The following is a 17,084-nucleotide window of genomic DNA, read 5'->3' as shown; positions in this document are numbered from 1 at the left end:
GCGAGCTCCGGCCACGCGGGAATGTGCGCCCTTCGCGCCGCGGGTACAGCGCCGCGCCCCCGGCATGAGTTCGCTCATCAGAGAACGACAGGCAACAGAGCAGGGAGCATGTCCGAAATATGAGAGCGTTCGTCAAGGTGGAATCCGGCGTCAACGGTATCGAACCGGCAGAGGTGGCAGTCCCGCGGATCGACGACGACGAGCTGCTTGTGCGCGTCAAGGCCGTCGGCGTCGGCATTCACGACTCCTACTTCCTGCCGGGTGACGCGAAGTACCCGTTTCCCATCGGGATCGAGGCAGCCGGTGTCGTCGAGCAGGTCGGCAGCGACGTCTCCGGTCACCGGCCAGGCGACCGCGTCGCCTTCGTCAGTTCGATGCAGCCGAAGGGCGGAACGTGGGCTGAGTACGCCGCGGTCAAGGCCGGCTCCCTCATCGTGCCGGTCCCCGCCGGCCTGGACTTCGTCGAGGCGGCGGCTGTCCCCGTGGCGGGTAATACCGTCTTGCGGGCGGTGAAAGCCCTGGAGGCGGTACCCACCGGCGGTTCATTGTTCATCGCGGGAGGTTCGGGGGCGATCGGCACCTTGGCCATCCAGGTCGCGCGGACACGAGGATGGCGGGTCGGCGCCTCGGCCTCCGAACGCAATCACGACCACATGCTCTCGCTCGGGGCTGAGGCGGTTGTCGACTACCACGATCCAACCTGGCCCGAACAGATCCGGCGGTGGATGCCTGGCGGGGCCGACGCGGCGATGGCGGTTCAGCCCCATACCTCGGCGGACAGCCTGAGCGTCGTGAGAGACGGCGGGAAACTTATCACCATCTCCGGTGACGTCGTGGCTCCGGAGCGCAACGTGCGCGTGGAAATGGTCCCGCACGACACCGACGTCCGAGGCGAACTGACGCAGCTGATGACGGAGATCGCCCAGAACGAGAAGCGAGTGGAGATCGAACGGGTGTATCCGTTCGAAGAGGCTCAGGCGGCCCTGGCGAAGGTCCAGACTCGACACGCTCGGGGCAAGCTCGTCCTGCGCCTGGATTGACGCGCTCCCCGGCGTGAACGCCGGGGATTCAGCCCGTGCCGCGTCATGCGGCACCTCTGAGGCTTCCTGCTTCGCGGGCGTCCGCCGGGCCGGGGTCCGGTCTTGAGCGCCAACGCAACGGCCGTGGTGTAGTGAGCCGACGTGGGCGGAGACGTCGCCCGGCTATCCCTCGCGGTTGGCGGTGCCGGGTGAGAAGGCCGGCAGGCAGACGGCGACGTACTCGGCGCCGTCGGGGCCACAGCTGTAACGGATCTTCTCCCCCGGCTCGCTGACGAACGCCTGCCCGGCGTTGACCTCGGTCGTGCCCCCCTCGTGCTCGACGACGACCGCGCCCTTCAGCACCAGGGTGTACTCGGTGAACCCCGGTGTCTGAGCCGGCTCCTCCCAGCCCGCCGGAGCCGTCATGTGCGCGATCGAGATCCGGCCGTCACCGCTGTTGACCCGGCCGACGTACTCGTCGATCGTCTTGCCGCCCGGGACCGGGATCCGCGTCGCACTGTCGATTTTGCGTACCATCAGGCCAGTTTGCCACTGCTTGCCACCGCGCGGGCGGCCGGCGTGCGACGTGCCACCGCGCGGGCGGTCAGTGGGCGACGTCGACGACCAGCCGGTTCGGGTCCCGCTGCTCCAGCACCCGGAAGCCCGCCCTGTGGTCGAGGACGATGCCCACACCGACCACACCCTCGAAGTCGCCGGTCCTGACCACGTTTCGCAGGTTGCCCAGCCTGGCCGGGAAGACGGGCCCGCCCGCCCAGGTCGGGGAGCCGGACTCGGTGTGGGCCTGGGCCATGCTCATCGACACCTGAAGGTAGGCCCCGCCCTTGACGGCGATCGGTTCACCCGAGCCGTCCTGGACGAGTCCGCGCGTCCAGCGCACGGTGTATCCGGGCGGTTCTCCCCTGAGGTCGATCACCACGCGGTCGAACCCCCGGTGTTTGGCGAACCTCACCCCGGTGACGATCGCCGGGGCGCCTCCCGGCCTGCTGACCTCGACCTCCTTGGTGCTCGCCGGGGGTTTCGGGTCCGTCGCCCCGGAGGGGGTGGGGGCCGGGAGGCTCGGCGTGGCCGTGGCGGTGACGGTGACCGTGGGAACCGGCGCTGGAGAGGTCGCGGACGGCGCGGTGGTCCCACCGCAGCCGGTCAGCAGGACGAGGGGGGCAACGGCAACGACAACGGCAAGGGCGGCGTGAGCACGCTTCATCATGAGCCTCCTGCCTGGATAGATGCCCGAATTTCCGGAGTTGTTCACCCTAGAGGAAGATCCTGCGTGACCGGATCCTGACAGCCGTCGAAAGAACACGTCAGGGGCACGGAAGCCGTCCAGCGGGTCGGCACCCGCGCTGGAGGTGAACCCGGCCGTCACCACCGCCCCGCCGACCTGGTCTGCGATGTTGAGCGGGCCGGAGGCCGGCTCCCCTGGCGGACGTCACGGCGACCAGCGGCCCGGCGGGAGGGAACGCCGGTGCGGCCTCCGGTGCCGGCCAGTACGGGAAGTCCTGGAAGTACCGCGTGGAGAGTTTCATCGGCCCTGACCACGGTAACCCTGTTTAAAGCACCGGCTGACGACATGTAGGCGGTGACGGGTTTCACAGACGGGGAACGTCGGCGCGGAGGCAGTCCATTAAAGCCGCTAAAGTTACACTATTCACTACTTAACCCGCACATAGCGCGGTTAGCGTGAAATAAATGAAATAAAGCAAAAGGAACGGTGAAGCGCATGTCATCGGGAACGGGGCCACTGTCGCCGGACTTCACCGGGATCGACCCCGACCTGATGCGGGGCTTCATCACCGCCCTGGAACACGGCCGCGACGTGATCGGCGAACAGTCCGAACGGGTCCGGCGGCTACTCGCGGCGGCAGAGGTGTCCGCGGTGGGACTGCGCCCCCTCAAGGAAATCGAGGACTGGATCGACAGCACGCTTCCAGATCTCCGCAAACGCAACGAGACCATCCAGATGGGCGACAAATCAGCGCCCTGGATGCCCGGGGCGGGGCTGGTCACCTACGACGAGAAGACATTCCTCTCCCCCGCCGAGGCACGGAAACGAGGCACGGAACTGGGTGAACGCCTCCTGGCGACCGAACCGGACGGCTTCTTCACCACGGGAAACACGTCGAAGGAGTACACGAAGGTCTTCGAGGAACTGACCGCCAACAGAAACGACGCCGACTACACCGCCGCCTTCTTCGCCGCCCTGGGCCCGGAGGAGACCCTGAAACTTCCCGCACGACTGCGCGAAGACCTGCGCTTCGGCGCTCCCACCGCGCCCGCCGCCCCGATCAACCCCGAAGAGGACGTCCTTCGGATCGTAAGCCAGGCGTTCGGCACCGCGGTCACAGCGGGCGCGCACGTCCCCGGCTTCGCCAAGGTCAAGGACGCGGTACGGCAATCGGGCTCCAAAGCCGGAATGCTGCTGTGCGCGGGAAGGTTCCCCACCGACTGGCTCACCGACATGGCGAAACAGGAGCTGGCCCACCCGAAGCACATCGGCCCGGGCATTCTCTACGCCTTGGGCAACAACCCGGCCGCCGCGCGGAAGACGATCGCGGCCCTGGCCGGGCCGTACACCAAGGACCAGGCGAAGCTGAGAACCCTCCTGAAGGGACTCTACGACCACGCCGGCGGCAAATATCTGAGTGGCGGTGACCAGAAGGACGCCTTCGGGCGGATGCTCGCCGCCGCCTCCGGCGCCTACGACGAGAAGGACGGCGGGCACAGCCCGGAGTCGACCGCGTTCGCCTTCACCGTGATGACGACATTCGACGACTTACGCCTTTTCCAGGAGATCCGGCCCCACCTGGCGGAGATCGCGGGCGCGTACGCCACCGAGATCACCGAGGGCGCGAACATCGGCGACGCGAACATGGCCGAACCCAGCGCGTTCAAGCCCTCGGCCTCCTCCTTCGGCACCAGGTCGGCTTTCACCCTGAGCCCGAAGGACACCTACCGCTTCCTGAGAACCTTCGCCGACTCAGCCGCAAGCCTTGCCCCGTTCGACGAGGGGATGGGACGGTTCTCCCAGAAGCTGATCGCCGACGCCTCGGCGGCAACCCGGCGAACCGGGGACACCAAACACCTGGACCAGGTGTTCACCGCCCTGGGCAACGTGCGCGGTTTCGAGCTGGCCGCCGTCGAGAAGGTTCAGGGCAACCTCGACATGATCGACGAACAGCGGGACAAGACCGTGACCTTCATCCGCGACACCGGCATCGGACTGGCGAGCACATTCCTGGCGCCGACCATGCCCGCGGGCTTCGCCTGGCTGGCGCTGAGCACCACCCTCTCCGCTGAAGGCGCCTTCGGCTCAGAGGACGAAACCCGGATGGACCGGGTCAGCAAACAGGACGCCCTCGAAACCCTCGGCCGCCAGCACACCTACGCCCAACTCCTCATGGCCAACGGCTTCACACCGAAGGTGACACCCGCCGAATGGCAGGCCGCCTGCCCACCCGGCGTGGCCGTTACCGACGGGCACGGCAACCTCAGACCATTCTCCGACCTGATCAAACAGGGTAACAAGGGATTGGAGAGCTTCGAGAGGTGGATGACCGCCAACGGCATGGGCGACGATGACGAGCTGTCATTAGGAGTGCTGTCCAACCGGTTCGCGGATTCGTTCGAAAGTCGCAACAAACGAGGGCGGGAACGCGGCCTGGCCTTCGACAGCTAGCTCACGAGATCGGGAGGCACTCAGTTTCGCCCCGGACCCCGTATTGTCCGCTGCCCGGCGACTCCAGGATGATCACCGTCTTATGTTCATCATTGGCGAGCCTGATAGGAGCATTGCCACGGTCTTCAACGATTCGGTAGGGAGCGACCCGAGAGAGTGCACCCAGTAAAAGGTCATTGAGCATATCCCCCTCGGTCTGCGGTGCGGCATCTCTGCCGGCGGCTGCGAAGGTCCGCTTGGCTCTGCCCTCACCGCAGGGAACGTCACGCCCGCCGGAATCGGTGATTCGGACGTCCAAAGCGTGACGCTCCTTCATCAGCTCGGTGATGTGCACCTTAAGGGTCTCCCCCGCCTCGGCCGCCGTCGGGCCGCTGTTCCCGCAACCGGACACCGCCAGCAGCGTCGCCGCGCAGACCAGGACGCCACGCCGCACAGAACCTCTCACCAATTCCTCCAGAGCCGGCCGACGTACCGTAGACCCAATGATGTCCAACAGACCTGCCCGATGTATCGGCATCCGACGGCTCCGCCAGACGGTCAGGGCGCTCGTAGCCCCCTCGAAGAGAAGCTCCGTCCCGGCGAAGGTTCCTCCATCCTCACCGACGTGGAGATCCACGGCCCGGCCAGGAGGCGGACGTCCCGGCCGGCACGGTGGACGGATCATCGGCGGCCTACGGCTTCCGCCGCGCCGCCTCACACCTCGCGGCGCGCGGTCAGGTCGTCGAGGCCACCGCTTCTGACCGCCCGGAGAAAGCCATCCCACTCGGACGGACCGAAGGACAACATGGGGCCGTCGGGGTCCTTGGAGTCACGCACCAGGAAGAGCCGATCGACGTCCTCCCCAGCCTCGGCAGGAGCGTTACCGAGGGCCGCAACCTCGACACAGTCCGGGCCGTTTCCGCTGAGGGAGCTCTTCCGCCAAACGCCGACCTCTACACAGTTCGAGCCGTTACCACTAAGGCTGCTTTTACGCCACACGATGCGGGACACGTTCACTTCAGCCTCTATTTTTCTCTTAAGGGCGAACCGCTTCAGGAGATCGTTCGATCATCTCCGCGATCAACGCTTTCGACCCCTCGATGTCAAGTGCCGCTGCCCGCAAGTGATCGAAAGCAAGGGTGTACCAGTACATCTCTTCGTCTTTCTCCACATACAGGCTACTCGTCATGCTTTCGATGTACACCACGTCAGGATCGTAAGGTTCGCGGAACTCCATAACAGCGAACGTTCCAGCGGTTGCGGGATGGACTCCTGCGGTGAACGGCAGCACCTGGATGGTGACGTTGTCTCTGTCGGCGAGTCCGAGGAGTCTGTCGTACTGCTCGCGCATAACTGCCCCTGAACCGATCCTGCGCGTGAGGACAGCTTCGTCGATCACCGTCCAGAACCGAAGTGGGCTGTCCTCACGGAGCAAAAGTTTCTGGCGAGTCATACGAACTTCGACCCGTCGCTCGACCTCCGCCGGCGAGGACAGTCCCATCAAAGCTGAGCGGATGACCTCGCGAGCATAGTTTTCGGTTTGAAGGAGGCCATGTACGAGCGTGCCGTCAAAGCTGCGGATGAAAGCCGCTTCTGCTTCAAGCTGGATGTAGGTCGCATAGTCACCCGGCAGAGAGTCCGCGTAGGCGTCCCACCATCCTCTCGTACGCGCCGTTCTGGCCAGCGCGTGCAAGCGGGCTTCCCGGTGGTGACGCGGTCGACCGTCAGGCGGTGACGCGGTCGATCACCAGCGGCAGCAGGCCGGGGTCGGCGGCCGTGCCGACGGCGTAGCCGCCCTCCAGGGCGGCGAGCGCCCGCTCGAAGCGGAAGGTCTCGTCGGCGTGCAGGGTCATCAGCGGCTGCCCCTCCCGGACGAGGTCGCCCGGCCTGGCGTGCAGCGTGACACCCGCGCCGAAGGAGACCGGGGCCTCCTTGCGCTCCCGGCCCGCGCCGAGCCGCCAGGCGGCCAGGCCCACGGCGTAGGCGTCGAGCCTGGTCAGCACGCCGGACGAGGGCACGGTGAGCTCCATGGTCTCGGCGGCCCTCGGCAGCGGGGCGTCCGGGTCGCCGCCCTGCGCACTGATCATGCGGCGCCAGGCGTCCATCGCCGAACCGTCCTGGAGCGCCCGCTCCGGATCCCTGCCCCCGGACACTCCGGCGGCCTGGAGCATCTCGCGGGCCAGCCGTACGGTCAGCTCGACCACGTCGGCGGGGCCGCCACCGGCGAGCACCTCCACCGACTCGGCCACCTCCAGCGCGTTGCCCACGGCCCGGCCGAGCGGCCGGTCCATCGCGGTGAGCAGCGCGACGGTCGTGACGCCGGCGTCGGTGCCCAGCTCGACCATCGTGGTGGCGAGCTCGCGGGCCCGCTCCACGGTCTTCATGAAGGCGCCCGAGCCGACCTTCACGTCCAGCACCAGCGCCCCGGTGCCCTCCGCGATCTTCTTCGACATGATCGAGGAGGCGATCAGCGGGATCGACTCGACGGTTCCGGTGACGTCGCGCAGCGCGTACAGCTTCTTGTCGGCCGGGGCCAGCCCGTCCCCCGCGGCGCAGATGACCGCCCCGGCCCTGCCGAGCACGTCGAGCATCTCGTCGTTGGAGAGCGAGGCCCGCCAGCCGGGGATGGACTCCAGCTTGTCCAGCGTGCCCCCGGTGTGCCCGAGACCCCGGCCGGAGAGCTGAGGCACGTAGCCCCCGCACGCGGCGACCAGCGGAGCCAGCGGCAGCGTGATCTTGTCGCCGACACCGCCGGTGGAGTGCTTGTCGGTGGTCCGGCCGGGCAGCGCCGACCAGTCCATCCGGGCCCCGGATCGGATCATGGCCTGGGTCCACCGGGCGATCTCCCGCCGGTTCATTCCGTTGAGCAGGATCGCCATCGCCAGGGCTGCCATCTGCTCGTCGGCGACGACGCCCCCGGTGTAGGCGTCGATCACCCAGTCGATCTGCTCGTCGGACAGCTCGCGACCGTCGCGTTTGGTGACGATGACGTCGATCGCGTCCATGGTCAGGCCCCCCGGCTCAGGTCGTCGGGCCCGAAGGCGTACGGCAGGATCTCCCCCAGCGGCACGGGACCGTCCACGCTCTCCACGAGCAGTTCGGCACCGCCGAACTCGAACAGCAGCTGGCGGCACCGGCCGCACGGCATGAGCAGTTCCTCGTGCCCGTCCACGCAGGTGAACGCGACCAGCCGGCCGCCGCCCGTGGCCTGGAGCTCGGAGACCAGCCCGCACTCGGCGCAGAGCCCGACGCCGTAGGAGGCGTTCTCCACGTTGCAGCCGGAGACGATCCGCCCGTCGTCCACCAGCGCGGCGGCGCCGACCGGAAACTTGGAGTAGGGGGCGTAGGCGTTGCCCATGGCCCGTACGGCCTGTGCCCGCAGCGCGGCCCAGTCGACGTTCGCACCAATGCTCATCGCGACTCCTTGAGGTTGGAGACCCCGGGTTTCAGCCGTGGGGAGGAGGTCAAGCTCGCTCCACTCGTGGACGGATCGCCGCCGGCTCGCCCACGGCGTCTCGCACCGGCGTCACTTCGCCTGCCCCCTGCGGTACGGCAGGCCGTCGGCCGCGGGCGGGCGGAGCCGCTGGGCGGCCAGCGACAGCACCAGCAGCGTGGTGATGTGCGGGGCGACCGAGGTGAACTCCGACGGGACGCTGTCGGTCAGCGTGAACACCGTGAACACGGCGATCGCCGCGCCCCCGCTGATCAGCGCGGCCCTGAGGCGGTTCTGCGCGACGAGCTGGTAGACCGCGGCGGCGGCGATGAGGACCGCCACCACCAGCAGCAGCGCGTGCACCGACTCGCCGCCCCGGCGGAGCTGGAGGGCGTCGGTGTAGCCGAACAGCGTCGCACCGGCGGCCAGTCCGCCGGGGCGCCAGTTGCCGAAGATCATGGCTGCCAGGCCGATGAATCCCCGGCCGCCGGTCTGCCCCTCGCGGTAGGCGCTGGCGGCCACCAGCGACAGGAACGCGCCGCCGAGCCCCGCCAGGGCACCGGAGACGAGCACCGCGACGTACTTGTAGTGGTAGACGTTGACGCCCAGCGACTCCGCCGCCACCGGGCGCTCGCCGCAGGAGCGCAGCCGCAGGCCGAACGCCGTCCGCCAGAGCACGAAGTAGGTCAGCGGGACCAGCAGGACCGCCAGGACGGTGAGGAGCGAGACGTTGGTGATCAGGCCCCGCAGCATGCCCGCCACGTCGGAGACGAGATACCAGCGGCCGGTCTCCAGCGTGGCCAGCCACTCTCCGGCCCACGGCAGGCTCACGGTCTCCGGCTTGGGAACGGGGGGCGATTGGGCGTCGCCTCCGCCCGGCATCCGGGCGAAGGTGACCTTGGACAGGAACTGGGTGACGCCCAGGCCCAGGATGTTGATCGCGACACCGGAGATGATGTGGTCCACGCCGAACGTCACGGTGGCGATCGCGTGCAGCAGGCCGCCGAGGGCCCCGCCGATCGCACCGGCGACCACACCGGCCCAGGGGTTGCCGAAGTGGAGCGCGCCCCAGGCGCCGAACCAGGTGCCCAGGACCATCATGCCTTCGAGGCCGATGTTGACCACGCCGGCCCGCTCGGACCAGAGGCCGCCGAGACCGGCCAGGCCGATCGGGACCGCCAGCGCGACGGCCGCGTTGATCGCCCCCGCCGAGGTGAGGTCGACGGCGCCGGTGACGGCCCGGGTGAACGACAGCAGCAGGACCAGCCCGCCGAAGGCGAGCAGCAGGGTCCGCCAGGTGACCCGGAGTCTCCGGGCCCGTTCCGGCCGCTTGACCGGAGCCTCCGTCACGGTGAGACCGCCCTCGCTCATGCCGACGCTCCTTCAGCTTGAGCCGGGGCTCCGCTTTCCAGTTCCCTGCTCACCCGGCGCTGACCGGCCGAGACCTGATAACGGTGGACCAGCTCGTAGGCGACGATCACCGAGAGCACGATCGTGCCCTGCATGATCATGACGATCTCCGGGGAGATGTCGTGCAACTGCAGGATGCTCGACGAGGTGTCGAGGAAGGCCCAGAGCAGGGCGCCGAAGGCGATGCCGACGGGGTTGTTCCGGCCGAGCAGCGCGATCGCGATGCCGGTGAAGCCGAGCCCGGTGGGGAAGTCCAGGCTGTAGCTGTAGGAGGCGCCGAGCAGCTGCGGCATGCCGACCAGGCCCGCCATCGCGCCGGACAGGGTCATCGCGATGAGGACCATCCGTTTGACGTTGACGCCGCTGGCCACGGCCGCCGACTCCGAACGCCCGGTGGCGCGCAGGTCGAAGCCGAAACGGGTCCGGTTGAGCAGCACGTGATACATGACGCCCATGACGACCGCCAGGACGACGAGACCGAACACCTTGGCCTCGGTCCCGGGGACGATCGCCAGCCCCGGCACCTGGGCGGACGGGCCGAGCGGCCTGGTGCCGATGTTGTTGCTCCCCGAGACCTCGACCGCCAGGCGCTCCTTGTTGAGCAGCCAGGCGCCGAGCGCGGTGGCGATGGCGTTCAGCATGATGGTGGAGATGACCTCGCTGACACCGCGCCGGACCTTGAGCAGTCCGGCGACGGCCGCCCAGCCCGCGCCGACCAGCATGGCGACGACGACGATCAGGGCGATGTGCAGCGGGGCGGGCAGGACGATCGCGCCGCCCACGGCCGCCGCGACGAGCGCCGCGAGGCGGTACTGGCCGTCGACGCCGATGTTGAACAGGTTCATCCGGAACCCGATCGCCACCGCCAGCGCCGACAGGTAGAAGGTGGTCGCGGAGTTCAGCGTCAGCACGATGGAGCGCGGCTGCACGCCGTAGTCGGCCATGATCCCCAGCGTCTCCAGCGGGGGCGCGTCCGTGAGCAGCAGGACGACCGAGGTGATCAGTCCGGCGAACACGATGGCGAGGATGGGCGCGGCCAGCGAGAGCAGGCCGTCGAGCCTGACCCGGCCGAGCAGCCGGTCGGCGAAGGTCGACGTCGCGGGGCTCATGCGATCTCCCCGGCCGGCACGCGCGCTCCGTGGATGTTCATGCGGCCTCTCCAGCACCCGTCATGGCCGAGCCGAGCTGCTCGGGGGTCACCGTCAGCGGGTCCACGTCCGCCACGACGCGACCGCGCAGGATCACCTTCAGCGTGTCCGACAGACCGATGAGCTCGTCCAGGTCGGCCGAGATCAGCAGTACGGCCAGGCCCGCGGCGCGGGCGGCGCGCAGGTGGTCCCAGATCGCGGCCTGGGCCCCGACGTCCACGCCCCGCGTGGGGTGGGAGGCGATCAGGAAGACCGGGTCGCCGCTCATCTCCCGGCCGACGATCAGCTTCTGCTGATTGCCGCCGGACAGGGCGGCGGCGTCCACGTCGATGCCGGGTGTGCGGACGTCGTACTCCTCGACGATGCGCCGGGTGTCCTGGCGGGCCCCCGCGCGGTCGATCCAGGGGCCTTTGACGTTCGGCGGCCGTGTCTGGTGGCCGAGGATCCGGTTCTCCCAGAGCGGCGCCTCCAGCAGCAGGCCGTGCCGTTGCCGGTCCTCGGGGATGTAGCCGACGCCGGCCTCGCGACGGCGGAGCGTCGGCCAGGAGGAGATGTCCTGGCCACCGAGGACGATCTCGCCCTCGGCCGGGCGCATGCCCATGAGGGCCTGGACCAGTTCGGCCTGGCCGTTGCCCTCGACACCGGCGATGCCGAGCACCTCGCCCCGGTGGATGTCGAAGCCGACGTCCTCCACGACGGTCCGGCCGTCCTCGGCGCGGACCGTCAGGTTCCGCACCGACAGCTCCACCACGTCGGTGACGGTGGACTCGCGGGTCTCGGGGCTGGGCAGCTCGCTGCCGACCATCAGCTCGGCCAGCTGCCTGGCGGTCACGTCCTTGGGGCTCACGCAGGCCACGGTGGTGCCGCGCCGGATGACGGTGATGGCGTCGGCGACCGAGAGCACCTCGTCCAGTTTGTGGGAGATGAAGATGATCGTCAGGCCCTCGCGGACCAGTTCGCGCAGGTTGTCGAAGAGCTCGTCCACCTCGTGCGGCACCAGCACGGCGGTCGGCTCGTCCAGGATGAGGATCCGGGCGCCCCGGTAGAGGACCTTGAGGATCTCGACCCGCTGCCGGGCGCCGACCCCCAGGTCCTCCACCGTGGCGTCGGGGTCGATGTCGAGGCCGTAGGAGTCGGAGATCCGCCCGATTCTCGTCCGGGCGGCGCCGAAGTCGATGGCGATCCCGCCGGCGCGGGGCTCACTGCCGAGGATCACGTTCTCCAGCACGGTCAGGTTGTCGGCCAGCATGAAGTGCTGGTGAACCATGCCGATGCCCACCGCGATCGCGTCCGCCGGGGAGCGGAGGGTCACGGGGCTGCCGTTGACGCGGATCTCGCCCTCGTCGGGGCGCTGCATGCCGTACAGGATCTTCATGAGGGTGGACTTGCCCGCGCCGTTCTCACCGACGACGGCGTGCACGTGCCCCTGCTGGACGGACAGGGAGATGTCGCGGTTGGCCACGACGCCGGGGAACCGTTTCGTGATCCCCTCAAGTTCGACGGCCGGTGTCGAGGTGCTGATGACGGCCCCCCTCCGTGCGGATGGCCATGATTACCGAAGGTGATGCTGAGAGTTGACCAAAGGGCCCGGGGAAATGTCCACCGGGCCCCTTATTAGTACCAGGTCAGGAGGTCTTGTCCGGTACGACGATCTCGCCGGAGATGATCTTCTGCTTGTACTCGTCGAGCTTGGTCTTGATGTCGTCGATCTGGCCACCGGTGGTGGAGTAGTCGACGCCGCCGGCCTTGAGGTCGTACACCGTGCTGCCGGCCTTCACCGAACCGGAGGTGAAGCTCTTGAGGAAGTCGAAGACGGCGACGTCGACCTTCTTGATCATGGAGGTCATGACGACGCCCTGCACGGCGGGGGCCGCGGTCTTGGCCTGGTCGGAGTCGACGCCGATGGCCAGGCCCTTGGCGGCCTTCGCCGCCTCGAACACGCCGCCGCCGGAGCCGCCCGCGGCGTGGTAGACCACGTCGGCGCCCGCGTCGAACATGCCCTCGGCCGCGGTCTTACCCTTGGCCGGGTCGGTGAAGCCGCTGAAGTCCGGCGGCTGGGTGAGGTACTTGACGTCGATCTGGACGTCGGCCCTGACCTTCTTGGCCCCGGCGACGAACCCGGCCTGGAACTTCTGGATCAGCGGCACCTGGACGCCGCCGACGAAGCCGATGTGCTCCTTCTTCGTCTTCAGCGCCGCGGCGGCGCCGACGAGGAACGACCCCTCGTGCTCGGCGAAGAGGAGGTTGGAGATGTTGGATGCGGTGGCCGCGGCGTCGTCCACGATGGCGAACTTGACATCGGGGAACTCGGCGGCGACCTTCTTCAGCGGGCCCGAGTAGGCGAAGCCGATGGCGACGATCGGGTTGAAGCCGCCCTGGGCCAGCAGCCGGAGCCGCTCCTCCTTGGCCGCCTCGGTCTCACCGCTGCCGGCGTCGAGCTCCTTGGTCTCGGTGAGGCCGAGCTCGCTCTTGGCCTTGTCCAGTCCCGCGGCGGCGGCGTCGTTGAACGACTGGTCGCCACGGCCGCCGATGTCGTAGGCGAGGCCGACCTTCGTCCCCTTGGGAGCGGCACTGCTCGCGGCGTCGCTCGGCTTGGCCGACGTGGCCGGCTCCTCGCCTCCACCGCACGCGGCAGCCCCCATGAGCATGCTGCCGGCCAGTGCGGTCGCGGCCAGCCTGCCGAATCGGTTCTGAAGCAAGATGGACTCCCTTCGCGTTCAGTGCACGCGCGAAGAGACGCACGGCAACCCTGCACGGAAGATAGTTGGTTGGCCTGGCTTGACCAAACCAGCGCACCAGTCCGCAACAGGTCCGTTATGCGGCTCACGCCGCCCCGTGACCCTCAGGGACGGCCGATCCTACCCATCGGTAGCGTCATCCGGTGTCACGGTAGCATCACAGTACGGCAATACCGGCGAAGGTGATCTTCCCCCTGATTACCCACCGAATCGGACATCCTTCCGCGCCGGCTCCGGCCCGGCTCCGGCCAGGCCGTTCGGGAAACCGGCCGGGCCGGCGGAGAGGGTGAGTCAGGCGGAAGCAGGCCGGTCACGACGGACGGGCCGGGCCGGTCACGCCATCGCGATGCCCGCGACCGGCTCGTTGGCACTGGGCCGCTGCCCCTCCCAGAGGGCGGTCAGCGCGGTCGCCGCCAGGAAGCGCACGCCGGCGGCGATACACCTCTCGTCCACGTCGAAGGTGCCCTGGTGGATGTCGGCGAGGTGCGCCGAGCCCGGGACGCGGGTGCCCAGCCGGGCGAAGGCCCCGGGGATCGACTCCAGGTACCAGCCGAAGTCCTCACCGCCCAGGCTCTGCTGGGTCGGCTCCGCCGCGCCGTCCTCCAGCACGCCTCCGGCCGCCTCGGCCAGCATCTGCACGCTGACCTCGTCGTTGACCACCGGCGGCACACCGCGGACGTAGTCCATGTCGGCCTCGATGCCGTAGGCGCCGGCGACCGACTCCAGCAGCCCCTTGATCATGTCGGGGGCCGCGTGCCACGCCTGCTCGTCCAGGCAGCGCACGGTGCCCTCGGCGACCCCCTCGTCCGGGATCGCGTTGGCCACCGATCCCGCCTCGACCCGGCCCCAGACCAGGCTCAGCGACGAGCGCGGGTCCACCCGGCGCGACAGCGCGGCGGGCAGCTCCGTGAGGATCTTGGCGAGGGCGAAGACCAGGTCGGCGGTGAGGTGCGGCCGGGCGGTGTGCCCGCCGGGGCCGCTCACCCGGATGAAGATCTTGTCGCAGGCCGAGGTGATCGGACCGGCCTTGAGCCCGACCTTGCCGACGTCCAGCCGGGGGTCGCAGTGCAGGCCGAAGATGCGGTCGACACCGTTGATGCCACCGGCGGCCATGACCTCCAACGCCCCCCCGGGAAGCTCCTCGGCGGGCTGGAAGATCAGCCGGACCCTGCCGGGCAGCAGCCCGGCCTCCGCCTGCCGGGCGAGGAAGAGCGAGGTGCCGAGCAGGATCGTGGTGTGCACGTCGTGGCCGCAGGCGTGGCAGACGCCGGGGACCGTCGAGCTGTAGGGCACGTCCTTCTCGTCCGGCACGGGCAGCGCGTCGATGTCGGCGCGCAGCGCCACGGTCGGCCCGTCGCCGCTGCCGACCTCGCAGATCAGGCCGGTGCCGCGAGGCAGCACCGAGGGCACGAGCCCTGCCGCGGTCAGCCGGTCGGCGACGCGCTGCGTCGTCCGGTACTCGGCGAACGCGAGCTCGGGATGCATGTGCAGGTCACGGCGGAAGCCGATGAGATCCTGCTCAGATCCGGCGAGGAACGCGTCGAGTTCTCCCCGGAGATTACGCCCCCGCATTGGTCACCGTCCTATCCGCGCCAGCAGCCTTAATCGTCGACGCATCGTGCCACTGCCCAGAATCACGTGATCCATGGGGCGGCCCCGAAAAAGCGATCGCCGCACCGGTGTCCCTGAGTGGGTGCCAAGGACCTTGACCGACGCGGACTGATGAACCGCCATCACGGAAGGGAAGGCCACTGTGAGGCCGCCGGCGTGTTGACGATGTCATCGACTTTATCCCTCCTCCGAAGCACCTCGGCGTCATCTCCACCAAATGTTTTGCCGTCCCATACTCTGCTCGCGAGCCTCCTGACCCACTCGAACCAGGGACGATGGCCCGGATTGACTACCCGAGCGCTAGACACCCCGGGCGGTTCCTCCGGGCGGCACCCTGGAGGGGTGCCAGGCGGAGGCTCCGTTGAAACATCGCCGACCTGGCAATTTACGTGACCTCAGGTGCCGGTCATCGAACCAGACGGAGTGATGCAAACAGGAAGAATGCGTGTTTCACTCCGCTTATGATCATTAATATCCCGTTCGGGGAGAAGCAATCCAGATTGAGCATCTTCGAACCGAACGAAGGGACCTTAGTGGTCGTCCCGTCGTTATCGCTCCCCCAGGCCGAGCTGCGCAGGATCACCGGCGCCCTGTGCTACGAGGAGCGACTGCTGTTCCTCCTGCTCACCCTCAGGCGACCCGGCGTCGAGGTCGTCTACCTCTCCTCCACGCCGGTGGACACCGCGATCGTGGACTACTACCTGAGTTTCCTCGACGACCCCGACGAAGCCCGCTCGCGGCTACATATGATCAGTTTGGACGATCCCCACACCGGCCCGCTCGCCCTGTCGCTGCTCCACCGGCCCGACGCCCTCGCGCGGATCCGCGCGGTCCTCGGCCCCGCCACCGACGCCTGGATGGTGCCGTTCGTGGTCAGCGAGCACGAGGAGCGGCTCGCCGGGCTCCTCGGCCTGCCGGTCTACGGCCCGGCCACCTCACTGGCCCACCTGGGCTCCAAGAGCGGCGGGCGGATGATCGGCGAGGAGGCCGGGGTGCCGATGGCACGGGGCTTCGCCGACCTGCGCTCGCTGACCGAGGTGGAGCACGCCGCCCACGCGCTCCACCCCGTCCCCCGGCTGATGGTCAAGCTCAACAACAGCTACTCCGGGCTGGGCAACGCCGTCGTGACCATGAACGGTCAGCCGCTCACCGCGAGCCCCACCAGCTTCTCCGCGGCGGACGAGACCTGGACGACGTTCGCCGAGAAGATCGCCGAACGGGGCGCGGTGATCGAGGAGTTCATCGAGGACCGGCCGCTGTACTTCCCCAGCGCCCTGGCCAGGATCACGCCCGGCGGCGCCTACGACGTGGTCGCCACGCACGAGCAGGTTCTCGGCGGCCCGAACGCCGACGTCTACAAGGGGTGCGTCTTCCCCGCCCGCCCGGAGTACCGCGCGGAGGTGGGAGAGTGCACCAGGCGAATCGCCCGGGTCCTCGCGTCCCGGGGCGTGGTGGGACTGTTCGGCGTGGACTTCTTCGCCGTCAAGACCGACGCCGGATACCGCGCGCTGCTGTGCGAGATCAACCTGCGCATCGGCGGCACCACCCACCCGTTCGGCGCCGCGCTGCTCACCACCGAGGCCGCCTACGACCCCGGCACGGGCACGCTCGTCCACGACGGCCGGTCCAAGTACTACGTGGCGACCGACAACTGCGCCGCCGGTTCGCTGCTGGGCCGTACCCCCGCGGAGGTCGTGAAGATGGTCAACGAGGGGGGGCTCGGCTTCGACCGCGAGACCCGCACCGGGAACGTGCTGCACCTGCTCGGCGCGCTCCCGGAGTACGGCAAGCTCGGCTTCACCAGCATCGGCGACTCGGCCGAGGAGGCCGCGGCCCTACACCGGAGGACTCTGTGGGCGCTCTGCCAGTCGGCGTAGGCCGATCACGCCGAGCACGATCCCGAGGGCGATGTTGACGGCGATCAGAACGCCGTGCACCACGTAGAAGGCCGCCGGGTGGCCGTCGGCGAGGTTGAAGCCGAGGGTGACCCACTCGAAGATCATGAAAACTGCGACGCCGACCAGGAAACCGGCCATTTTTCGCGACATTTGC

16 protein-coding genes are annotated in these 17,084 nt (G+C 68.7%); 3 read left to right on the top strand and 13 right to left on the bottom strand.

The annotated features are described in order from the left end of the window. Positions 1–119 precede the first annotated feature (119 nt). Positions 120–1,040 (top strand): NADP-dependent oxidoreductase, encoded by a 921-nt coding sequence (locus tag ABZ194_RS03230; RefSeq protein ID WP_355591661.1) that lies wholly within the window; start codon positions 120–122, stop codon positions 1,038–1,040. A 162-nt stretch (positions 1,041–1,202) separates the two neighbouring features. On the opposite strand, the gene ABZ194_RS03225 is transcribed toward ABZ194_RS03230, so the two are convergent. Continuing rightward, the gene (locus ABZ194_RS03225) at positions 1,203–1,556 is read right to left on the bottom strand and encodes a cupin (RefSeq protein ID WP_355591658.1); all 354 of its coding nucleotides are present in this window, start codon (positions 1,554–1,556) and stop codon (positions 1,203–1,205) included. 67 nt (positions 1,557–1,623) lie between these two features. Next, on the bottom strand, positions 1,624–2,244 hold the full coding sequence (locus tag ABZ194_RS03220) for a hypothetical protein (protein WP_355591655.1): 621 nt from the start codon (positions 2,242–2,244) through the stop codon (positions 1,624–1,626). Positions 2,245–2,757: 513 nt separating this feature from the next. Between ABZ194_RS03220 and ABZ194_RS03215 the strand changes: the two genes are divergently transcribed. After that, complete coding sequence (locus ABZ194_RS03215) at positions 2,758–4,713, top strand: DUF6571 family protein (protein WP_355591652.1); 1,956 nt, start codon at positions 2,758–2,760, stop codon at positions 4,711–4,713. 1 nt (position 4,714) lies between these two features. Here ABZ194_RS03215 and ABZ194_RS03210 read toward each other — a convergent pair whose 3' ends face one another. From ABZ194_RS03210 to ABZ194_RS03165, 10 genes are all read right to left on the bottom strand, one after another. Further along, the gene (locus ABZ194_RS03210) at positions 4,715–5,158 is read right to left on the bottom strand and encodes a hypothetical protein (RefSeq protein ID WP_355591649.1); all 444 of its coding nucleotides are present in this window, start codon (positions 5,156–5,158) and stop codon (positions 4,715–4,717) included. 248 nt (positions 5,159–5,406) lie between these two features. Next, complete coding sequence (locus tag ABZ194_RS03205) at positions 5,407–5,691, bottom strand: DUF397 domain-containing protein (protein WP_355592160.1); 285 nt, start codon at positions 5,689–5,691, stop codon at positions 5,407–5,409. 37 nt (positions 5,692–5,728) lie between these two features. Further along, a complete protein-coding gene (locus ABZ194_RS03200) occupies positions 5,729–6,385 on the bottom strand; it encodes a DUF5753 domain-containing protein (RefSeq protein WP_355591646.1) in 657 nt (218 codons plus the stop codon). Between the two features lie 31 nt (positions 6,386–6,416). Next, on the bottom strand, positions 6,417–7,697 hold the full coding sequence (locus tag ABZ194_RS03195; RefSeq protein WP_355591643.1) for a thymidine phosphorylase: 1,281 nt from the start codon (positions 7,695–7,697) through the stop codon (positions 6,417–6,419). Positions 7,698–7,699: 2 nt separating this feature from the next. Continuing rightward, entirely contained in the window at positions 7,700–8,107 is a 408-nt protein-coding gene (locus ABZ194_RS03190) for a cytidine deaminase (RefSeq protein WP_355591640.1), read from the bottom strand. A gap of 111 nt (positions 8,108–8,218) precedes the next feature. Next, positions 8,219–9,496: an ABC transporter permease gene (locus ABZ194_RS03185; RefSeq protein WP_355591637.1), complete on the bottom strand. Its 1,278-nt coding sequence runs from the start codon at positions 9,494–9,496 to the stop codon at positions 8,219–8,221. Next, the gene (locus ABZ194_RS03180) at positions 9,493–10,644 is read right to left on the bottom strand and encodes an ABC transporter permease (RefSeq protein ID WP_355591634.1); all 1,152 of its coding nucleotides are present in this window, start codon (positions 10,642–10,644) and stop codon (positions 9,493–9,495) included. The genes ABZ194_RS03185 and ABZ194_RS03180 overlap by 4 nt, the downstream gene beginning before the upstream one ends. A gap of 37 nt (positions 10,645–10,681) precedes the next feature. After that, positions 10,682–12,205, bottom strand: coding sequence for an ABC transporter ATP-binding protein (locus ABZ194_RS03175; RefSeq protein ID WP_355592158.1), 1,524 nt, complete (start codon positions 12,203–12,205; stop codon positions 10,682–10,684). 103 nt (positions 12,206–12,308) lie between these two features. Next, on the bottom strand, positions 12,309–13,382 hold the full coding sequence (locus tag ABZ194_RS03170) for a BMP family ABC transporter substrate-binding protein (protein ID WP_355591631.1): 1,074 nt from the start codon (positions 13,380–13,382) through the stop codon (positions 12,309–12,311). A 372-nt stretch (positions 13,383–13,754) separates the two neighbouring features. Beyond that, positions 13,755–14,993 carry an amidohydrolase gene (locus ABZ194_RS03165; protein ID WP_355591628.1) on the bottom strand — a complete coding sequence of 413 codons (1,239 nt, stop codon included), beginning with the start codon at positions 14,991–14,993 and terminating at the stop codon, positions 13,755–13,757. A 539-nt stretch (positions 14,994–15,532) separates the two neighbouring features. Here ABZ194_RS03165 and ABZ194_RS03160 point away from each other — a divergent pair. Beyond that, a complete protein-coding gene (locus ABZ194_RS03160) occupies positions 15,533–16,909 on the top strand; it encodes a peptide ligase PGM1-related protein (protein WP_355591625.1) in 1,377 nt (458 codons plus the stop codon). Here ABZ194_RS03160 and ABZ194_RS03155 read toward each other — a convergent pair. Further along, the gene (locus ABZ194_RS03155; protein WP_355591622.1) at positions 16,868–17,080 is read right to left on the bottom strand and encodes a hypothetical protein; all 213 of its coding nucleotides are present in this window, start codon (positions 17,078–17,080) and stop codon (positions 16,868–16,870) included. The genes ABZ194_RS03160 and ABZ194_RS03155 overlap by 42 nt on opposite strands. Between the last annotated feature and the right edge of the window lie 4 nt (positions 17,081–17,084).

Origin of the sequence: Streptosporangium sp. NPDC006007, from assembly GCF_040614315.1 — a bacterium.
GTDB lineage: Bacteria > Actinomycetota > Actinomycetes > Streptosporangiales > Streptosporangiaceae > Streptosporangium.
Note: the sequence above shows the minus strand (reverse complement) of the source record. Positions and strands in the feature narration are given on the sequence as shown.

Excerpts from the sequence above, each read along its gene's own strand:
- ABZ194_RS03215 (WP_355591652.1), top strand. The coding sequence starts at position 2,758 with ATGTCATCGGGAACGGGGCCACTGTCGCCGGACTTCACCGGGATCGAC.
- ABZ194_RS03195 (WP_355591643.1), bottom strand. The coding sequence starts at position 7,697 with ATGGACGCGATCGACGTCATCGTCACCAAACGCGACGGTCGCGAGCTG.
- ABZ194_RS03225 (WP_355591658.1), bottom strand. The coding sequence starts at position 1,556 with ATGGTACGCAAAATCGACAGTGCGACGCGGATCCCGGTCCCGGGCGGC.
- ABZ194_RS03230 (WP_355591661.1), top strand. The coding sequence starts at position 120 with ATGAGAGCGTTCGTCAAGGTGGAATCCGGCGTCAACGGTATCGAACCG.
- ABZ194_RS03220 (WP_355591655.1), bottom strand. The coding sequence starts at position 2,244 with ATGATGAAGCGTGCTCACGCCGCCCTTGCCGTTGTCGTTGCCGTTGCC.
- ABZ194_RS03180 (WP_355591634.1), bottom strand. The coding sequence starts at position 10,644 with ATGAGCCCCGCGACGTCGACCTTCGCCGACCGGCTGCTCGGCCGGGTC.
- ABZ194_RS03185 (WP_355591637.1), bottom strand. The coding sequence starts at position 9,496 with ATGAGCGAGGGCGGTCTCACCGTGACGGAGGCTCCGGTCAAGCGGCCG.
- ABZ194_RS03190 (WP_355591640.1), bottom strand. The coding sequence starts at position 8,107 with ATGAGCATTGGTGCGAACGTCGACTGGGCCGCGCTGCGGGCACAGGCC.
- ABZ194_RS03155 (WP_355591622.1), bottom strand. The coding sequence starts at position 17,080 with ATGTCGCGAAAAATGGCCGGTTTCCTGGTCGGCGTCGCAGTTTTCATG.
- ABZ194_RS03165 (WP_355591628.1), bottom strand. The coding sequence starts at position 14,993 with ATGCGGGGGCGTAATCTCCGGGGAGAACTCGACGCGTTCCTCGCCGGA.